Genomic DNA, 18,355 nt, shown 5'->3' with positions numbered 1-18,355 from the left:
AGTCCGGGAAATCGTTCGGGAATAACGGCTCGGTGAGAAGGGCATAGTAATTCGGGATAAGTCAGGGAACCGGAAAGCGGGCTTATCTTACCCTGTATCCAGACAATCACCTATCAAAGAAAAGATAAATTCGGTTATTTGCTAAAATAATCGTGAGAATAACTATCAGGTAAACACCATGGCCACCGAACAATTTTCCACCGAACAACTTGATGCCAGTAAAAAAGCCATTGCCCGGGCTGAATCATTGATGGATTCAATGAAAATGCTGAAGAAAAAACTGCATCTCAGTGAAGGCTGCGGGCAACGCTTCCTGCAAAAGACCAATCCTGACCTCGCGCTGTTACAAAAAGCCGAACAGGAAATTAATCAATCCTACAGCGGCAAACCGGGGAATAGTCAGCAGACCAGCGCAAAAAATAAAACGGGGTTGTTAAACAATATTCTCCGCCGGGGACAGGCTGAGTTTCCACCAATTCGGTTGACAGCATGGTGGATAGCGCCGACAGTAGCCTTATCTATCGGTTAATGACGACGTTTCCCTGTGCTGACCATATACCATTCCAATCATCTGGATGTGCTTAAAGACCTTCTGGTCGAGCTTTTTCGCCAAACCCCTCCGAACAACCCCCTGGAAGATGAACAGATTCTGGTACAAAGCCCCGGAATGGCCCAGTGGCTCAGGCTGGAACTGGCTAAAGGGCTGGGTATAGCCGCCGGTGTCAATTTTCCCCTGCCGGCCAGTTTCCTCTGGCAAATGTATACCCGCATCCTGCCGGATGTTCCACGCAGATCCGCGTTTAATAAGGAGTCAATGACCTGGAAGCTGATGGACCTCCTTGACTCCCTGAAACACGACCCGGACTTCTATTCATTAACCCAATACCTGGCAAGCGATGATGACGAGATTCGGAAATTTCAGTTGTCCGGAAAAATTGCTGATATTTTTGACCAATATCTTGTCTATCGCCCTGACTGGATTCTGGACTGGGAACAGGGGAATGATACCAGCACAGTCACCTCTGACCAGCCCTGGCAGCCCAAACTATGGCGTGCCCTGGTCTCAAGAACCGCTGAACTGGAACAATCCCCCTGGCACAGGGCCAATATGCACCACCGCTTTCTTGAGGCTATAGCCAATAATGATTGCAGCTCACAGCTGCCACGGCGGTTGTTTGTCTTTGGTATTTCTGCCCTGCCACCGCATTTTGTCGAATCCATCGAGGCAATGTCCAGCCAGTGCGATGTGCATTTGATGGTCGCTAACCCCTGCCAGCACTACTGGGGAGATGAACGGGATCCAAAATATCTGCGCAAGCTGGCAGCCCGTAAACTGCTGGATCGACAGAAACAGAAAAACAATAAACATCAGCAGGAGGATAGAGGCTGGTTCAGTAAGGAAGGACTCTCTCTGGAGAACCTGGACTCCATTGGCAATCCGCTGCTGGGCTCAATGGGCAAGCTTGGCAGAGACTACTTCCACCAGCTCCACGGCCTGGATGCTTTTGATATCGATGTCTTTGTCAGCGACCACAAGGATACCCTGCTGGGCAATCTGCAAAGGGACATCTTCGAGCTGCACGACCGGACAGCCCAGGGCCAGAAAACGGCGATGCCAAACGACCAGTCCCTGCAATTCCATAGCTGCCATAGTCCACTCAGAGAGGTGGAAATACTGTATGACCATCTGCTTGATATGTTTGAACAGAACCCGGAGCTGACCCCCAAAGACATTGTCATCATGCTGCCGGATATCGACAGCTATACCCCGTGGATTCAAGCCGTATTTGGCAGCATGGATGACCAGCGTCGTATCCCCTGGGCCATTTCAGATGTCAGTGCAAAAAACGAGCACCCTGTCCTTTCCGCACTTCTTAAACTGCTGGAGCTGGACAAAAGCCGCTGCTCCGCCCCGGAGCTTATGGAGCTGTTGGAAGTACCCGCCATTCAATACCGTTTCAACCTGAGCACCGGTGATCTGGACATTCTGAGACAGTGGACCCATGAGTCGGGTATACGCTGGGGTTTAACCCCTGCCCACCAAACCCGGTTTGACCTGCCAGAACTGCAGGCCAACTCCTGGTCATTCGGGCTCAGAAGGATGCTGCTGGGCTATGCCATGCCAGAAAATACCGGCGTCTACGATGATATTTTGCCGATGGACGCGGTTCAGGGCATGAATGCAACACTGGCAGGCTATCTGGCCAGTTTTATTGATAGCAGTGAGCAATTACTGAATGATCTGGACAACACACGAACCATTGAACAATGGATCCAGTTCACTCATCAGCTGCTGGATCGCTTTTTCCTTACCCGCTCGGAAGAGGATGAAGCAGCGCTCACACTGGTCAGGGATACCCTGTCCCACCTCTACGAACAGCTGCAGGAAGCAGGGTACCAGCAACCATTATCACGCAGTGTCTTTATCAGTTATCTGACCGAACGTTTGACTCAGGAGCGCAGCAGTCAGCGCTTCCTCGCTGGCCAGGTCAATTTCTGCACATTAATGCCCATGCGCTCCATCCCGTTCAGGGTAGTCTGCCTACTGGGTATGAATGACGGTGCCTACCCCCGCAGTATTGCCCCGGCCGGATTTGACCTGATCGCCCGCCATGGCAGGCGTGGTGACCGCTCACGTCGGGTAGACGACCGTTATCTGTTCCTGGAGGCTCTGCTGTCTGCCCAGGACACCCTTTACATCAGCTATGTTGGCCGACGGATACAGGATAACAGTGAGCGCATACCTTCCGTGCTGGTCACCGAACTCCTCAACTACTGCGAACAGGGTTTTGACCTGAAATCAGAGCAGTTGGTTATCGAACACCCTCTGCAGCCGTTCAGCCACAGAAACTTCTTGAATCAGCCTGAGCCTGACCAGATAGGACACTCTTTTCACAGTTACATTAAAGAGTGGTTACCGGCAGCCAGTCGCACTGAAGAAAGGCCAGGCCAGTTTATTCAGACACGCCTGCCGGATGAAGAGGGAGTTAACCTCAATGACGTGGAGCTTGCCGAGCTGTTGAGATTTTACAGCAACCCCAGTCGCTACTTTTTTAATCGCCGCCTGAAAGTCTATTTCTCCGTTCAGGACCAGGCCCTGGAGGAGACCGAAACATTCGCCATGGAGCCGCTGGAGAACTACCAGCTGAAAGCCGGGATTCTTGACAGTCTGATTAGCAAAGAAGCACCCGAACGGCTGGTCAGTCGGCTGCACTCTTCCGGCAAGCTGCCACACTCCGCTTTTGGCCAGATTCTGCTGGACGAGCAGATAACAGACCTTACCCCAATGGCTGACAGATTAAGCCTACAGCTGGAAAATAGCGCGGAAGACCGGGAAGTGAACCTGCAGCTCCCCCACCTCGAACGCCAGCACCCTCCGGCTCATCTGACCGGCTGGCTGAAAGGCTTTTCTGCGTCCGGTATGCTTCGTTACCGCCCCGCCAGTTTTAAAGGTAAAGATCTGATCAGAAGCTGGATTGAGCACCTGTGTCAGTGCACGACCGAAAATCCAACCGTGACCCGGATTCATGACCCGGAGAAAGAGCGCTTGTTGCCGGTCATCCCAAAACAGGAAGCAGAACAACACCTGTCCACACTGATCCATTACTTCCAGATGGGTCAGAACCTGCCGCTGCCCTGGTTCCCGGAAACGGCCTACAGCTGGTTGAAGGCCGATCCGGATGATAACCCGGACAAGGCAGAAAAAGCCGCCGAAAAAGCCTTTGCCGGGGATGACTTCCATGTGCGGGGAGAGTGCAGTGATGACTATATACAGCGGGTCTACCCTGAGCTGACGCCGGTATTTACTGAAATGACCAGCCTTACCAGAGAGATTATGGCTCCTGCGTTTGACTGTTTGCAGGAGGAACAGCCATGAGCCAGTCAACAGCCATGAGCCAGTCAACAGCAACTGACCAGAACCACCTGGTTCCGGAAACACTGGACCCACACGCGCTGCCACTGCACGGCATCCGCCTGATCGAAGCCAGTGCCGGCACGGGCAAAACCTATACCATTGCCAATCTCTATCTGCGCATACTGCTGGGCCATGGCAGCGATAAAACACAACATGAAACCCCGTTGACTGTTGATCAGATACTGGTGGTTACCTTTACCGAAGCGGCCACCGGCGAATTGCGGGATCGTATCCGGGCCAGAATTCACCAGACCCGGGATGACTTTATTGCCGGCAAATCCAGCGACCCGTTTATTCAGCAGCTGATTGAGGATATGGATCAGCCAGAACAGTGTCAGGCACTGCTGCTGGCGGCAGAACAGCAGATGGATGAGGCGGCGATTTTCACCATCCACGGCTTCTGTCAGCGCATGCTGAAACAGCATGCGTTTGAAAGTGGCACACTGTTCTCCAGTGAGCTGATTACCGATACCGAACCCATGTTGCAGCTGAGTGCTGCGGACTACTGGCGTCGGCATTTCTATCCCCTGGAAAAACCGCTGGTAAAACTGATCCGCAATCTCTGGAAAACACCCAATGACCTGCTGAGTCATGTGCGCAGCTGGCTACCCCTGTCAGATCTGAAACTGGCCGGAGACCAGGTGCCGGAATCCATGGAGGAGTTCAACAGGGTTTATCTGTCACCTGCCAGTGAGTTGAAGACACTCTGGCAAAACGATCAGGACACCATCGCCGACCTGTTGCGTAACTGTGGCCTGCGTAAAGACCGCAAACCGCTGAAACGTCTTGGCCAAATGAACAGTTTTCTTGCCTCTGACGATCTGATTCCCAATCTGGAAAAAGACAGTTGGGAGATCTACGGCACCGAAGTATTACAAAAGAGCCTGTTAAAAACCGGCAAGCTGCCCGAGCACCCCATTTTCCGGAAAATTGATGAATTCCTGGATTTGCCACTCTCTCTCAAGGAGGCGCTTCAGGGCCTGATTACCCGGGATGCACTGCAACATATCAAACACCAGCTGACACAATTGAAAGCCAGCCGCTATCAACTCTCCTTTGATGACCTGCTGACCAACCTGGCCAATGCCCTGTTTCCTGAAGGCAATCCTGAAGGCAATCTTGAAGGTAATTGCGAAGAGAAGGCCGGTGACGGCGAGCTGCTGGCCCAGGCGATTCGCAGCCAGTATCGCATTGCCATGATTGATGAGTTTCAGGATACCGACCCTCTCCAGTATCGCATTTTCAACAAGATCTACATGGAAGGCGGTGACCCCGGCGTCGGCCTGTTTATGATCGGTGATCCCAAACAGGCCATCTATGCCTTCCGTGGTGCCGATATCTTCACCTATATGCAGGCCAGGCAGCAGGTACACAGCCATTACACGCTGGCTACCAACTGGCGTTCAAGCGATGCCATGGTGTCTGCGGTGAATACGGTATTCCAGCATTCACCGTCCCCCTTTATCTATAACGACAGCATCCCTTTTGAACCCGTTCACCCATCCCCGGAGGCCGCGCAGAAGCGCCTTTATCATAAGGGAGAAGCACTACCGGCAATGACCCTGTGGCTACAGCAGCCCGTTGATGGACCCACCATCAATGCCGAGCGCTATCTGGATACCATGAGCCAGGCAACCGCCACTGAGATCAACCGCCTGCTCACCGCTGCAGACCGGGGCAACTGCCAGATTCACAACGGCGACCGGCAAACACCTCTTCAACCTGGTGATATTGCCGTACTGGTTCGCAGTGGCCGCCATGGCCAGAAGATTCGCGAGGCCCTGGCCGCACAGAATATCGCCAGTATCTACCTGAGCAACCAGGACTCAGTATTGGCTGCACGGGAAGCGTCTGACCTGGAAAAAGTCCTTCAGGCCTGCCTGCAACCCACCAGCGAACGGGTGTTGAAAGCGGCGCTGGCCACCACGCTTTTCCATCTTGATGCCCGGGCCCTGGATGCACTCAATGTGGATGAGCAAGCCTGGGAAAGCGCGGTAGAAGAGTTCACTCACTATGGCGAACTCTGGCAGAAAAAGGCATCCTGCCCATGTTACGCCAGCTTGTCTTCCAACGGAAAATCGCCGAACGACTGCTCTCATTCCAGGATGGGGAACGGCGTCTGACCGACCTGCTGCACCTTGGCGAGCTGCTGGCGGCCGCCAGTCTTGAACAGCAGGGAGCATCCGCCCTGGCTCGCTGGTTTTCCGAACAGGTCATCAGACCTAATCAAAACGCCGATGATCAGCAGCTGCACCTGGAGAGCGAGCGGAACCTGGTCAAGATCATTACCATTCATAAATCCAAGGGGCTGGAATACAAGGTGGTCTTTATCCCCTTTCCATGCCATCTGCGCAAAGCGGATTCCCCCCTGTACCATGACCCGCAAACCAGTGAAACCTGGCTGGCATTAACACCCTCGGAGCAAGCCTCCGTGCTGTCAGAAAAAGAGCGTCTGGCGGAAGACCTGCGCCTGCTCTATGTTGCCCTGACACGCTCGGTCTACTGCTGCTACCTGGGGATGGCACCCTACAAATCGGGGAAAGCCGGTAAAGAGGGTAAAACTGATCTGCATCAGAGCGCGATTGGTTACTTGCTTAACCAGGGTTCAGAGATCATCAGTCAGGATCTGAACCTGTTGCTGGAGCAAGTGGCCAAGCAATGTGATCAGCAACAGATCGTGATTTCTGCGCCACCAGCCGACTCTCTCCCACCCTATGCTCCAGTGAATACACAAGAAGCGTCGTTAAGCCCACGGAATTTCACAGGAAATATTGAGAGAAACTGGTGGACCACCAGCTACTCGGCACTTTCACGGCATGCATCACATCGCGCTGAGACTCCGGCCGTTGCCAGTAATGAATCGCCAGGGTTTGATACTGATGCCATCAATGAACAACATACAGCCCCGGATAACCCGCAGTCTGAAGACAACCCTTTAAGCCTGTTCAACTTTCCTAAAGGGGCTCAACCGGGAACGTTTATGCACAGCCTGTTTGAAGAGCTGGATATGAACGCATTGCGCTGTGCAGACAATGACGCCTATCTCGACAGCTTTCTGGTGGATAGCCACGCCCGGGCCGGTTATGGCGAAGAGTGGCTGCCTGCCACCAAAGATATGTTGTTAACTTGCCTCAACGCGCCGCTGGATAAAGACAATCTTCGTCTTATAAATCTGCCAGATTCCGCTCGACGGGTTGAAATGGAGTTTTACCTGCCCATCGAACAGCTTAACCCCCAGAGCCTTAATCGGTTGATTGCTCAACACGATTCGCTGAGCGCCAGGGCCGGAGAGCTGCAGTTCCACCGTATGAAGGGCATGCTGAAAGGCTTTATTGACCTGACCTTTGCATATCAGGGGCGCTGGTATGTGCTCGATTACAAATCAAACTGGCTGGGAAATAACATCAGTGATTATTCCAGGGAAGCCATGGAGAAAGTCATGATAGAGCATCGTTACGATCTGCAATACCAGCTGTACTCTCTGGCATTGCACCGACTGCTCAAACATCGTTTACCGGATTATGACTATGACCGGCATTTCGGTGGTGTTATCTATCTGTTTCTGCGCGGCGTGCAGATGAATGATCCTGAGCAACATGGCATATTCAGCCACAAGCCTTCCTTCCAACTCATTAATGGTCTGGATCAGCTGTTCCGGGGTGAAGATGGCAAAGATAATCAAACAGAGGAGCTGATAAGATGTTAAATCAGCTGCAAATACTGGAACAGCAGGGGATTATTCGTGCCCTGGATTACCAGTTCGCCAAACTGATCCACTCCTTGAATCCCGATCCATTGCTGACTCTGGCCGCCGCCAATGTCAGCTTTGAGCTGGGCCAGGGCAATGTCTGCATGTCTCTGGCATCGGACTTCAGCCTTTTTGGTCTGGATGGTCAGGAAAGTTCCGAACTGATGGACACCGTTGCCGTTCCAAAAGACCAGTGGCTAACCCGCCTCAAAGGGACTCAGGTTGTGGGTGAAGGCAGTGAACCAACACCCCTGGTTCTGGATGATGGGCGTCTGTACCTTTATCGGTACTGGCAATACGAACGCAGTGTCGCCGGTTTTCTCAACAGCAGAAGCACCGAAACACTGGATACCGATGAAGCCCGGTCGATTTTGCAGAGACTCTTTAACAGGGATTACCACTTTGTACTGCAACAGTGTCAAGGGAAGTCCGAAGCCGGTCAGAAAGCTGAACTTATCAAATGGCTGGATATTGAGTACGTTGATACGCTTGACTGGCAAGCCATTCTAAATTCGGTTAACCACGGCGCTGATACCGATACCCTTAATTCACTGATTCCCGAGTCAGCGTGCCTGAACTGGCAGAAAATTGCTGCGGCACTGGCCGCCAGTCGCTCATTTTCCGTGATCAGTGGTGGCCCGGGAACCGGAAAAACCACAACCGTTACCCGACTGCTTGCCCTGCTTACAGAGCTGGGCCTGAAACGCCAATCCCCTCCGGACATCAAACTGGTTGCCCCAACGGGTAAGGCAGCAGCCCGTTTAACCGAGTCCATTGGCGGCGCACTGGCAAAAATAAACTGCAGTGACACGGTAAGAGAAAAGATCCCGACTCAAGCCGGAACACTGCACCGTTTACTGGGCGTCATTCCCGGAAAAACCGGTTTCATCCACAATAGAAACAATCGGTTGCACCTGGATATTCTGGTTGTGGATGAAGCTTCCATGATTGACCTGCCACTGATGAGCCACCTGCTGGAAGCACTGCCAGATCATGCCCGGTTAATTCTGTTAGGTGACCGTGATCAGCTTTCGTCAGTGGAAGCTGGCAGTGTCCTCGGTGATATCTGTGCAGCCGCCAGCTTTGGATACTCAAATGAACAACGCAATCTGTTGGAAAGGTTAACCGGGCATGATCTTGCTAAAATGGAACCTGCACAGACTACGGCAAACCTCGCCGTTTCCGACAGCCTCTGCCTGCTGCGCAAAAGCTACCGCTTTGATGCCCATTCCGGTATAGGGAGTCTGGCCAAAGCCGTGAACAACAATGACCTGCGATCTCTGCAGTCGGTATTTACCTCAGGCTTTGACGATATTGAGCGCTTTTCCATCGCCGGGGACTCTGATTATCAGCAATTGATACAGCAGTCCGTTGAATCCTACCGACACTACCTGGAACTTATTCAACAGACATCAGCACCGCACCATATTCTTGATGCCTTTAACCGGTTTCAGGTGTTATGTGCCCTGCGGGAAGGTCCCTACGGTATTTCAGGGCTGAACGAAGCAATACAAAAAGCCCTGCAAGAAAAAGGCCTGATTGACGTGACTGGACAATGGTATGAAGGCCGCCCCGTTTTGATCACCCGCAATGATCACGGGCTTGGCCTGTACAATGGTGATATCGGGATTACCATCAGAGGCCCTGATGGCCAGCTCCGGATCGCTTTTCAGTTGCCCGATAAACAGGTCCGTCAGTTTCTACCCAGCCGACTTCCTGAGCATGAAACCGTTTTCGCCATGACCATTCACAAAAGCCAGGGTTCTGAGTTTGCCGATGTTGTCATGGTGTTACCGGATAAAGACAACCCCATCATCACCCGTGAGCTTGTCTATACGGGGATTACCCGGGCCAAATCCAGGCTTACGCTCTTTGCCGAAATGGATATCCTGATCAAAGCTGCAAAGTCACCCACCAAGAGGCAGTCGGGCCTTTATCAGCGGCTGGTTCAATAACAACCAAAACCACAGAGATCACACAACCCGAAAAGTACGAGACAAGCTTTTCACAATGTGCTTCATGATCTCTGTGGTTCCATCAAGCCACACTGCTTTCAGGCTCCTGCTTACCATCCTCATTGCCATCATCACCGTTAAGGCCAAGCCTCTGGCACAGCCTTGAAAATACAATGGCGAAAGCACCATTTCCGCTAACATTCATAGCGGTACCAAAGGGATCAAATATCATATAAACGGCGGTAATTAACCCCAGCATCTCATCTGAAAAGCCCATCAGACTCTGTAAGATTGGCCCTACCACAAGAATGACACCCCCGGGCACAGCCGCTACCGAAAACTTGGCCAATGCATAATAAAAGCCAAAGATGGCAAAACCCGCCAAATCAGGCATTGGCATATGGAAAGTATTCAGTGTCACCAGCGCCAGAATGGTCAAACCAATCGCACTGCCAATGGTATGAATATTGACTGTGGCAGGTACGATGGTTCTTGCCATGATGGGATTACCGATATTTCTTTCGGTACTGTCGATTAACACCGGCATCGTGGCGGCGCTGGAGACCGTGCTTAAACCCGTTAACCACGCAGGAAATACATTGCCCACGTAGGTAATAAAAGCCCGAAATGAACACTTTGCAGCCACAAAAAAGTAGATAAAGAGGTAAGCCAGCTGCGAAACAATAACCAGCAGCAAAATCCTGCCATAAGCGGAGATAGCCTGGCTCAAAATCCCATCAGCATGGAGTTTGTAAGCAAATCCGAGGATAAAAAAAGGCAGTATCGGAATAAAGAAATGTTTCAGGAACCCGCTGCAAACATCACCGGCTCTGCAACAAAGCGCCCTTAGCGGTTGCATATCCAGCAGGTTCACCAGCAGGCCTGCAATGAATCCCACAATCAGGGCATTCATATTTGTAAATAGAGGGGGTAATTCAAACACCCACATGGTCGCCAGACCACTGCCATCGAGAGCATCAAGGGTGATCGGCATGGATATCAGCGGCACCATGATACTGCCAATGGTATACCCGGTGAAAATGGCCGTGATGTTGGATGCAAATACCATCATGATCAACAACAGGGCAAACAGCAGAGCATTCTTCCCCATTCTGGCGAGACAGGAGACCACAAAGCTGAACACAATAAATGGCAGGACAAAAACCAGCAGTGACTTAATGGTCAGGCTCAGGGTGAAAAAAAATGACTTAACGTCATAGCTCATCCAGGGATCTGTCAGAAAAGGGATCAACAACACCACCAGAAGCGCGGCCGGCAGTTTAATGTTGGCAAGATGCTCAATAATTTTCACGAATCTCCTCTTTCCCGGTAATAAAACTGACTGTGATGAAAACATAGACTTTTTTTCTGCATCGTCAAAATGTGACCGCGCTCTCAGCCTGAAAACTCACAATTCCGAACATATGTTCCAAGAAAAAATTGTCCCAGCTCATTATTTTTCGCTTTTCCGAAGGGACTGTAAGGATTCGCTGTCATTTTCTGACACAGATCAAAAAATATACTTGCCAAACCATTAGGATATGCGCGTTCGATAGCGCATTGATTAAATTAATAACCCCTCGGAGCTCATTCATGGAGCAGAAGATCACGTTACCTTCTATGGGACAAGTGTCCCTGGTATTAGGTGCCTTTCTGGTTCTCGCTTTTGCGTTTACCGCCAAACTGAACCTTCCTATTCAATTGGCACTCTGCATCGGCTGGTTCCTGGCCATGGGACTGGGTGTCAAACTGGGCCACCAGTACAAAGATCTTGAAGCGGCTGCCGCAGAAGGTATCTTCAAAGGCACCGGTGCGATCCTGATTCTGATTGCCGTAGGCGCACTGGTAGGCACCTGGATTGCCGGAGGTATCGTTCCATCGATCATTTACTACGGCCTGAAAACCATCCATCCTTCCATCTTCCTGCTGGCCACCATGGTGATCTGTTCCATGACCGCCCTGGCAACGGGTACCTCATGGGGTGCAGCCGGTACTGCGGGTATCGCCATGATGGGAATTGGTCAGGGTCTCGGCGTTCCTGCGCCGGTTACTGCCGGTGCCATCCTGTCCGGTGTTTACTTCGGTGATAAACTCTCTCCCCTGTCGGACAGTGTTATTCTGGCTTCCTCAATGTCCGAGGTTGAAATCGTTGACCACATCAAAGGCATGCTGCCCATCAGCCTGACTGCTTATGTCCTGACAGCCATCGCTTTCACCGTGTACGGTTTCCAGTTTGGCGGCAGTGCTGATATGGCCCAGGTGCAGGAAGTTATGAACCTGATGGATGAGAACTTCAGCATCTCCGTCATGGCTTTTGTTCCGGTAGTTATCATTCTTTTCCTGCTGGCCAAAAAGTTCCCGTCCTACCCGGTTATCATGCTGGGTGCTGGCCTGGGCATGGTCTGGGCAGTTCTGTTCCAGGACCGCACGCCCATCGACGCCGTGAACGCCCTGTGGGCACCGTTGACGGTTGATTCCGGCAACGCTTTTCTGGACAACATCCTGAACCGGGGCGGTATGGTGAACATGCTGGGTTCCGTTGCGGTTATTATCTTCGGCCTGGGCTTTGGTGGCCTGCTGGATAAGGTGGGCATCCTGGAAACCATCGCCCGCACCTTTGCAAACCGTATCACCAATGAAGGCAACCTGACTGCCTACACTGTGGCTACGGCATTCCTGGCCAACGTATTCGGTTCTGCCATGTACGTATCCCTGATCCTGACCCCCAAGATCATGTCCGGAAACTACGACCGTATGGGTGTTGACCGTCGTATGCTCTCCCGCAGCTCGGAATTTGGCGGTACTCTGACTTCAGGTATGGTGCCATGGTCTGACAACGGTATCTTTATGGCGGGCCTGCTGGGGGTCTCTACTTTCGCCTACGTGCCTTACATGTGGATGAGCTTCATCAGTATCGGCCTGGTTGTTGCCTTTGCTTACCTGGGTAAATTCCGCCCGGTGGATAACAAGTATGTGAAACAAGTGGAAGATCATTCAGTCCACGGCCAGATGGCTACCGCCTGATTACTCGCTTTATCATTCATTCCCAGTGCCGCCCGGGTTGTTATCAACAGGGCGGCGTTTTTTTTCAGCCTCTGCCATGCATTGAAGTGATAGACTTGATCAAAGCCCATCACCCAATGACAATCGCCGTTTATACTGTGAGGCTGATCTTAATCAGGAAAATTCATGAGCAAGAAAATCTACGTTGCCTACACCGGTGGAACCATTGGTATGCGCCCTTCAGATTCCGGCTATGCGCCCGGGGATAACCTGATGGGGCTGCTGGAAGAGAAACTTTCTCCTGATGTGATGGCCAGCCTGCCAGCGTTCGAACTGTTTGAGTACCCTCAACTGATCGACTCCAGCAATATCCGCCCGGGTAACTGGCAGCAAATCGCCGCTGATATCGCCAGCCGCTATGAGCAGTTTGATGGTTTTGTCGTTCTGCACGGTACCGATACCATGGCTTATTCCTGCAGCATGATCTCCTTTATGCTGCAAAACCTGCAGAAGCCGATCATCTTTACCGGCTCCCAGATTCCTCTGTGTGAAGCCCGCACTGATGGTCTGGAAAATCTGGTTGGTGCCCTGACCGTGGCGACTGATGACCGAATCAAAGAGGTTTGCCTGTATTTCAACGGCCGCCTGTTGCGCGGCAACCGTGCCCGTAAACTGAACGCCTACCTCTTTGATGCCTTTGACAGCCCCAACTACCCCTGGCTTGGCCGGGCAGATATCCATGTAGAACTCAATGAAACGCTCCTGTGGCGGCCAAAGGAAGCTGAAAAGTTTCAGCTTGATTGCGACGGTGAAACCCATGTCGGCATTCTGCAGCTGTTCCCGGGCATTACTGCCCGGTGGATGGAGTCTGCGCTGAGTCAACCCATGGATGCCTTTATTCTGCGTACTTATGGTACAGGCAATGGCCCTGATGCTGACCACGCCCTGCTGGACACCTTTGCCAGGGCAACCGCGTCAGGCAAATTGATTGTTAACCTGACCCAGTGTCACCGGGGCACAGTTCATCAGGGTAGCTACGCAGCAGGCTCAGCACTGGCCAAAGCGGGTATTGTGGGAGGCCTGGATACCACTACCGAAGCCATGTTCTGTAAACTTCATCATCTTTACTCTCTGGGTCTCGGCACCGACGCGGTTAAAGCCCTGCTCAGTGACAGTCTGGCTGGTGAAGTCTCTATCTGATTGCCATTTCTTCTTGTGATAAGGGTGTCCAGACCACCCTTATTCTTTCCTGCCTTTTCAGCTATCTCCTTCTCCTCAAAAATATCAGTGAACTCTTGCCAAAAAATTCTGTCTACATGGACATTAAATTCAGAATTGCGATGAGGAAGCAAGATAATGCTGGCAGCACCTACTCCACAAACTATCACCGAAAGAGTGACCGGGCCAAAAGTCTGCTGCGATGGAGGTTTCCTCTGCGGGTTTGATACTGGCGGGGGTTTAGGCCTTTTCACAGGCGTCAAAGTCACTTCCTGTACTTGCACGAATTTTGTCAAAGACTGTTGCTGCTTTATTGGAAATCTGAAAAAAGCAGACTGCTGTTTCAATTGCTGTGTAATGACCGGCAAAGTGTGCGCTATCACCGGCATTTCCGGAGTAATGGCAATAGTCGGCAGTCTGGCAGGGGCGTTGACTCTGGGGTCTTTGGGGTACACGTGTGCAACTCAGGAACAGCGATCACTCTACTTTTCCAAAGATGGCTGCAGGCTGGCCAAGGCACTGTATCATCCGAAAGGCCCTTTCTCTGAAAGACATTCCAGTCGTGCGGAAGATCAGGAGCAAACAGCGCCAGACGATTCTCCAGTGATTGTTGTCGAGCCCTTACTGCACGAAAATCGTTTGCCTGCTTCTCCGGATTCAATGGCACCCCCTCCCTATCCACCAATCTACGAAAACCTGAACCATGCCCCTCCCGCTTATGATGACGCAATTAACCCAGTGCGTGACGTAGCATGATTCAATAGCCATACGTGACAGCGCATACACTGCCTGTTGTTTTTAAATCCGTTAAGCGGAGTAAATCGCAAAATGCCTAATGCACCCACTGCACAAACCATCACCAGATACGTCACCGACCCCATCACCGACCCGGCTGTCAACCGTCGTAATTGTTCGGTCTTCGGCACCACTGCTGGCCTTGGCGCTGGTAGTTACCTGGGGTCCACAATCACCAATTGGAACGTCAAAGATTGCATGTACTGCTTGCAATATGGAAATGTAACTGATTGCGACAAATGTGTTGCTGCAACAGGCTTTTGTTCTCTAACCACTGTGGGAATAACAATTGTCACTGGGTTGGCTTTCGGCGGTGCGGGATATTTGTGCGCGAAACAAATACAGAAATCATCATGTCTTGCTAATAATGACTCCGAGGAAGACAATTTGCCTCCTGATCAGGACGATACACCTGCCAGAGACATTACCGGCACAACAGACCAGGAAACAACACAACCGGTAACAACAGCCCCGGTTACGGCCACTGGAATGATTGACAAGAAGTCCTTACCTAACAATGCTGGTTGTGCATCTTCGGGCTCAATGGATCCCCTTAACGTTCCACCATCCTACAAAGACCTGTTCCCGGATCCCCCCAATTATGAAGAAGCCATGAAATTACTGCGAGACAGTGCCCGCGAATGACACTGCCCATATCGCATCAAAAATCTGTTTAAGGTTATAATCCCCACCGGTATTACCGGGAATGATCATAACAATGAATATGGGGAACACCTTGAAACCGGTCAAAGTAGGTATCTGTGGACTTGGTACTGTTGGTGGTGGCACCTTCAATGTACTTCAGCGTAACGCCAGAATTATTACTGCCCGGGCCGGCCGTCCTGTGATTATTGAGCAGGTTGGTGCCCGCCGTGATAATTCTGACTGCGACACCGGGGACATCAACGTTACCCGGGATATTTTTGCAGTCGCTCACAACCCTGAGATTGATATTCTGGTAGAAACCATTGGTGGCTATGATGTCGCCAAAGAGCTGATTCTGACGGCAATCGACCAGGGAAAACATGTGGTCACTGCCAACAAGGCCCTGATTGCCGAACATGGTAACGAGATCTTTCAGGCGGCCCGTGATAAAAATGTCATTGTCGCCTATGAGGCGGCGGTTGCCGGTGGCATTCCGATCATCAAGTGCCTGAGGGAAGGGCTGTCGGCAAACAGCATCAGCTGGCTGGCAGGTATTATTAACGGTACCGGCAACTATATCCTGACGGAAATGGGTGACCGTAACCGTCCGTTTGCCGATGTTCTGAAAGAAGCACAGGCACTGGGCTACGCTGAAGCAGACCCAACCTTTGATGTCGAAGGTATTGATGCCTGTCACAAGCTGACTATTATGGCGTCCATCGCTTTTGGTATCCCTTTGCAGTTCACCAAATCCTATACCGAAGGCATCAGCAAAATCACGCCCATTGACATTCAGTATGCGGCTTCTCTTGGCTTTAGAATCAAACACCTTGGTGTTGCCCGCAAGGCCGCCAATGGCATTGAACTGCGGGTTCACCCGACCCTGATTCCTTCTGATCGTACACTGGCCAACATCAATGGTGTGATGAACTCGGTTGTGGTTCAGGGAGATGGGATTGGCCAGACCATGTACAGTGGCCCCGGGGCTGGAGCTGAACCCACGGCATCTTCCGTGATCGCCGATATCGTCGATATTGCCAGAACCATTGACGCTCCAGACGCTGCTGTTCATGCCCTGGGTTTCTCAGCAGAAAGCCTGAGCGATACCCTGCCGGTACTGCCGATTACCGAGACAGTGTGCAGTTTTTATCTGCGCATCCATGCCGACGATCACCCCGGAGTAATGAATGCCGTTACCCGGGTGCTGAGCAGCCACGGCATTAATATCGATGCCATTACCCAGAAAGTCACTCGTGAAGATGATGGTTGTGCGGATATCGTTATTCTTACCCACCGTACGCTTGAAGGCACCATGAATAAAGCGATCTCTGAACTCGAAGCGTTGGAGGATATTAAATCCCCCATCACCCGAATTCGTGTTGAAACCATGGCCTGAAGCTACTTATCCACCCGCTTACCCTATGAGGGTGTTGCGAAAGGCCTTAAAGAGAAGGGAACCACAAAGGCACAAAGACACAAAGCTTTTCCGGGATTGTCTGATCCAGGCTCGGCAAACAAAAAAAGGCTTCCTTTGTGCCTCCGTGCCTTTGTGGTTCAAGGCTTTTATACCTTTTGCAGTACCCTCCAATGGCTGGTAAGTGGTGCTGTCAGAGTTTTCATAAACAGATATACGGAATTCCCAGTGAAATACATCAGTACCCGAGGACAGGGACACACCAAAGATTTTCAGGATGTTCTGCTGGCCGGGCTGGCGGATGATGGTGGTCTGTACGTACCAGAAACCCTGCCACAGTTCAGCGCTGAGACCATTCGGTCACTGAAGGGACTCCCCTACCATCAGCTTGCCTTTGAAATCATCCAGCCTTTTGTCGGCGGAACCATCCCGGATGATAAACTCAGGCAGATGATTGATGACAGTTACGCCGGGTTCAGCCATCAGGCTGTCGCACCACTTCAGCAACTGGGTGCCAATCAGTGGGTTATGGAACTTTTCCACGGCCCAACCCTGGCCTTCAAAGACTTTGCACTGCAACTGCTTGGTCGCCTTCTGGACCACACACTGACAGAGCGTAATGAAAAGGCCATAGTACTGGGTGCAACGTCTGGTGATACCGGATCGGCCGCCATCGAAGGCTGTCGCCACAGCGATCATCTGGACATATTTATTCTTCATCCGTATCAACGGGTATCAGAAGTTCAGCGTCGCCAGATGACGACGGTTCTGGACAGCAATGTTCACAACATTGCCATACAGGGCAATTTTGATGACTGCCAGGATATGGTGAAAAGATGTTTTGCCGACCAGTCCTTTCTGCCGGAAAATACCCGGCTCGTTGCCGTTAACTCCATCAACTGGGCCAGAATCATGGCCCAGATTGTCTATTATTTTCACGCGGCCCTGGCCCTTGGTGCGCCGGATCAACCTGTCAGCTTTGCAGTGCCTACCGGCAACTTTGGCGATATCTTTGCAGGCTATATCGCCCGGGGAATGGGCCTGCCCATAGAAAAACTGATTGTTGCCACCAATCACAATGACATTCTCCACCGTTTCTTCCAGAACAATGATTACCGCAAGGAAGCACTGCAGCAGACACTGTCGCCCAGTATGGACATCATGGTTTCCAGTAACTTTGAACGCCTGCTGTTTGATATGCATAACCGTAATGGCGACACCCTGGCGGGATTGATGTCTGGTTTCAGGGAAACAGGAAATATCCGTGTTGATAATGATGTATGGCAGGCCATCAGAGCACTGTTTGATAGCAGCCGTTCTGATGATCAGCAGGTCTGCGATACGATCAGTGCCCTGTATAATAACACCGGGTATCTTGCGGACCCCCATACAGCAACCGGTATCCGGGCAACCGAAGAAGTTGGGTTGGCCAGAGAAACGCCAGTGGTCACCCTGGCAACCGCCCACCCGGTGAAATTCCCTGATGCGATCGTCAAAGCGGGCCTGGATGCACCAGCACTGCCCGCTCATATGGCTGATTTGTTTGAGCGGGAGGAGCGTTACGATATTCTTGACAACGAACTCTCATCTCTCAAATCTTTCATCCAAAGCACCTGACGTTCAAAACCATCATGCCTGCAAAGTGCATGCTGGTTTCGCCT

The 18,355-nt window shown here is 51.6% G+C and carries 12 protein-coding genes; 11 read left to right on the top strand and 1 reads right to left on the bottom strand.

All coding sequences use genetic code 11. The features are described from left to right. The first annotated feature begins 178 nt into the window (after positions 1 to 178). The 5 genes from O3276_RS00660 to recD are packed head-to-tail and all read left to right on the top strand — an operon-like array spanning position 179 to position 9,619. Entirely contained in the window at positions 179 to 529 is a 351-nt protein-coding gene (locus tag O3276_RS00660) for a hypothetical protein (RefSeq protein WP_269673907.1), read from the top strand. 15 nt (positions 530 to 544) lie between these two features. After that, the gene (gene recC / locus O3276_RS00655) at positions 545 to 3,877 is read left to right on the top strand and encodes an exodeoxyribonuclease V subunit gamma (RefSeq protein ID WP_269673906.1); all 3,333 of its coding nucleotides are present in this window, start codon (positions 545 to 547) and stop codon (positions 3,875 to 3,877) included. Beyond that, positions 3,874 to 6,039 (top strand): UvrD-helicase domain-containing protein, encoded by a 2,166-nt coding sequence (locus O3276_RS00650; protein ID WP_269673905.1) that lies wholly within the window; start codon positions 3,874 to 3,876, stop codon positions 6,037 to 6,039. The genes recC and O3276_RS00650 overlap by 4 nt, the downstream gene beginning before the upstream one ends. Continuing rightward, entirely contained in the window at positions 5,964 to 7,622 is a 1,659-nt protein-coding gene (locus O3276_RS00645) for a 3'-5' exonuclease (RefSeq protein ID WP_269673904.1), read from the top strand. The genes O3276_RS00650 and O3276_RS00645 overlap by 76 nt, the downstream gene beginning before the upstream one ends. Beyond that, positions 7,616 to 9,619, top strand: coding sequence for an exodeoxyribonuclease V subunit alpha (recD, locus tag O3276_RS00640; RefSeq protein WP_269673903.1), 2,004 nt, complete (start codon positions 7,616 to 7,618; stop codon positions 9,617 to 9,619). The genes O3276_RS00645 and recD overlap by 7 nt, the downstream gene beginning before the upstream one ends. An 82-nt stretch (positions 9,620 to 9,701) precedes the next feature. Here the strand turns inward: recD and O3276_RS00635 are convergent, their stop codons facing one another. Next, on the bottom strand, positions 9,702 to 10,931 hold the full coding sequence (locus tag O3276_RS00635; protein WP_269673902.1) for a cation:dicarboxylate symporter family transporter: 1,230 nt from the start codon (positions 10,929 to 10,931) through the stop codon (positions 9,702 to 9,704). Positions 10,932 to 11,212: 281 nt separating this feature from the next. On the opposite strand from O3276_RS00635, the gene nhaC reads away from it, so the two are divergent. From nhaC to thrC, 6 genes are all read left to right on the top strand, one after another. Next, the gene (nhaC, locus tag O3276_RS00630) at positions 11,213 to 12,643 is read left to right on the top strand and encodes a Na+/H+ antiporter NhaC (protein ID WP_269673901.1); all 1,431 of its coding nucleotides are present in this window, start codon (positions 11,213 to 11,215) and stop codon (positions 12,641 to 12,643) included. A gap of 165 nt (positions 12,644 to 12,808) precedes the next feature. Then, on the top strand, positions 12,809 to 13,822 hold the full coding sequence (locus O3276_RS00625; protein ID WP_269673900.1) for a type I asparaginase: 1,014 nt from the start codon (positions 12,809 to 12,811) through the stop codon (positions 13,820 to 13,822). Positions 13,823 to 14,197: 375 nt separating this feature from the next. Further along, complete coding sequence (locus tag O3276_RS00620) at positions 14,198 to 14,596, top strand: hypothetical protein (protein WP_269673899.1); 399 nt, start codon at positions 14,198 to 14,200, stop codon at positions 14,594 to 14,596. A 72-nt stretch (positions 14,597 to 14,668) separates the two neighbouring features. Beyond that, positions 14,669 to 15,280, top strand: coding sequence for a hypothetical protein (locus O3276_RS00615; RefSeq protein WP_269673898.1), 612 nt, complete (start codon positions 14,669 to 14,671; stop codon positions 15,278 to 15,280). 73 nt (positions 15,281 to 15,353) lie between these two features. Next, entirely contained in the window at positions 15,354 to 16,676 is a 1,323-nt protein-coding gene (locus tag O3276_RS00610; RefSeq protein WP_269673897.1) for a homoserine dehydrogenase, read from the top strand. Between the two features lie 246 nt (positions 16,677 to 16,922). After that, positions 16,923 to 18,311, top strand: coding sequence for a threonine synthase (thrC, locus tag O3276_RS00605; RefSeq protein ID WP_269673896.1), 1,389 nt, complete (start codon positions 16,923 to 16,925; stop codon positions 18,309 to 18,311). The last annotated feature ends 44 nt before the right edge of the window (positions 18,312 to 18,355 follow it).

It is taken from the genome of Endozoicomonas sp. GU-1 (genome assembly GCF_027366395.1).
GTDB lineage: Bacteria > Pseudomonadota > Gammaproteobacteria > Pseudomonadales > Endozoicomonadaceae > Endozoicomonas.
Note: the sequence above shows the minus strand (reverse complement) of the source record. Positions and strands in the feature narration are given on the sequence as shown.

What these genes read in the sequence shown, in the direction of transcription:
- O3276_RS00625 (WP_269673900.1), top strand. Translation starts at nt 12,809, where the DNA reads ATGAGCAAGAAAATCTACGTTGCCTACACCGGTGGAACCATTGGTATG.
- O3276_RS00615 (WP_269673898.1), top strand. Translation starts at nt 14,669, where the DNA reads ATGCCTAATGCACCCACTGCACAAACCATCACCAGATACGTCACCGAC.
- O3276_RS00645 (WP_269673904.1), top strand. Translation starts at nt 5,964, where the DNA reads ATGTTACGCCAGCTTGTCTTCCAACGGAAAATCGCCGAACGACTGCTC.
- O3276_RS00610 (WP_269673897.1), top strand. Translation starts at nt 15,354, where the DNA reads ATGAATATGGGGAACACCTTGAAACCGGTCAAAGTAGGTATCTGTGGA.
- O3276_RS00650 (WP_269673905.1), top strand. Translation starts at nt 3,874, where the DNA reads ATGAGCCAGTCAACAGCCATGAGCCAGTCAACAGCAACTGACCAGAAC.
- nhaC (WP_269673901.1), top strand. Translation starts at nt 11,213, where the DNA reads ATGGAGCAGAAGATCACGTTACCTTCTATGGGACAAGTGTCCCTGGTA.
- recD (WP_269673903.1), top strand. Translation starts at nt 7,616, where the DNA reads ATGTTAAATCAGCTGCAAATACTGGAACAGCAGGGGATTATTCGTGCC.
- O3276_RS00620 (WP_269673899.1), top strand. Translation starts at nt 14,198, where the DNA reads ATGACCGGCAAAGTGTGCGCTATCACCGGCATTTCCGGAGTAATGGCA.
- O3276_RS00660 (WP_269673907.1), top strand. Translation starts at nt 179, where the DNA reads ATGGCCACCGAACAATTTTCCACCGAACAACTTGATGCCAGTAAAAAA.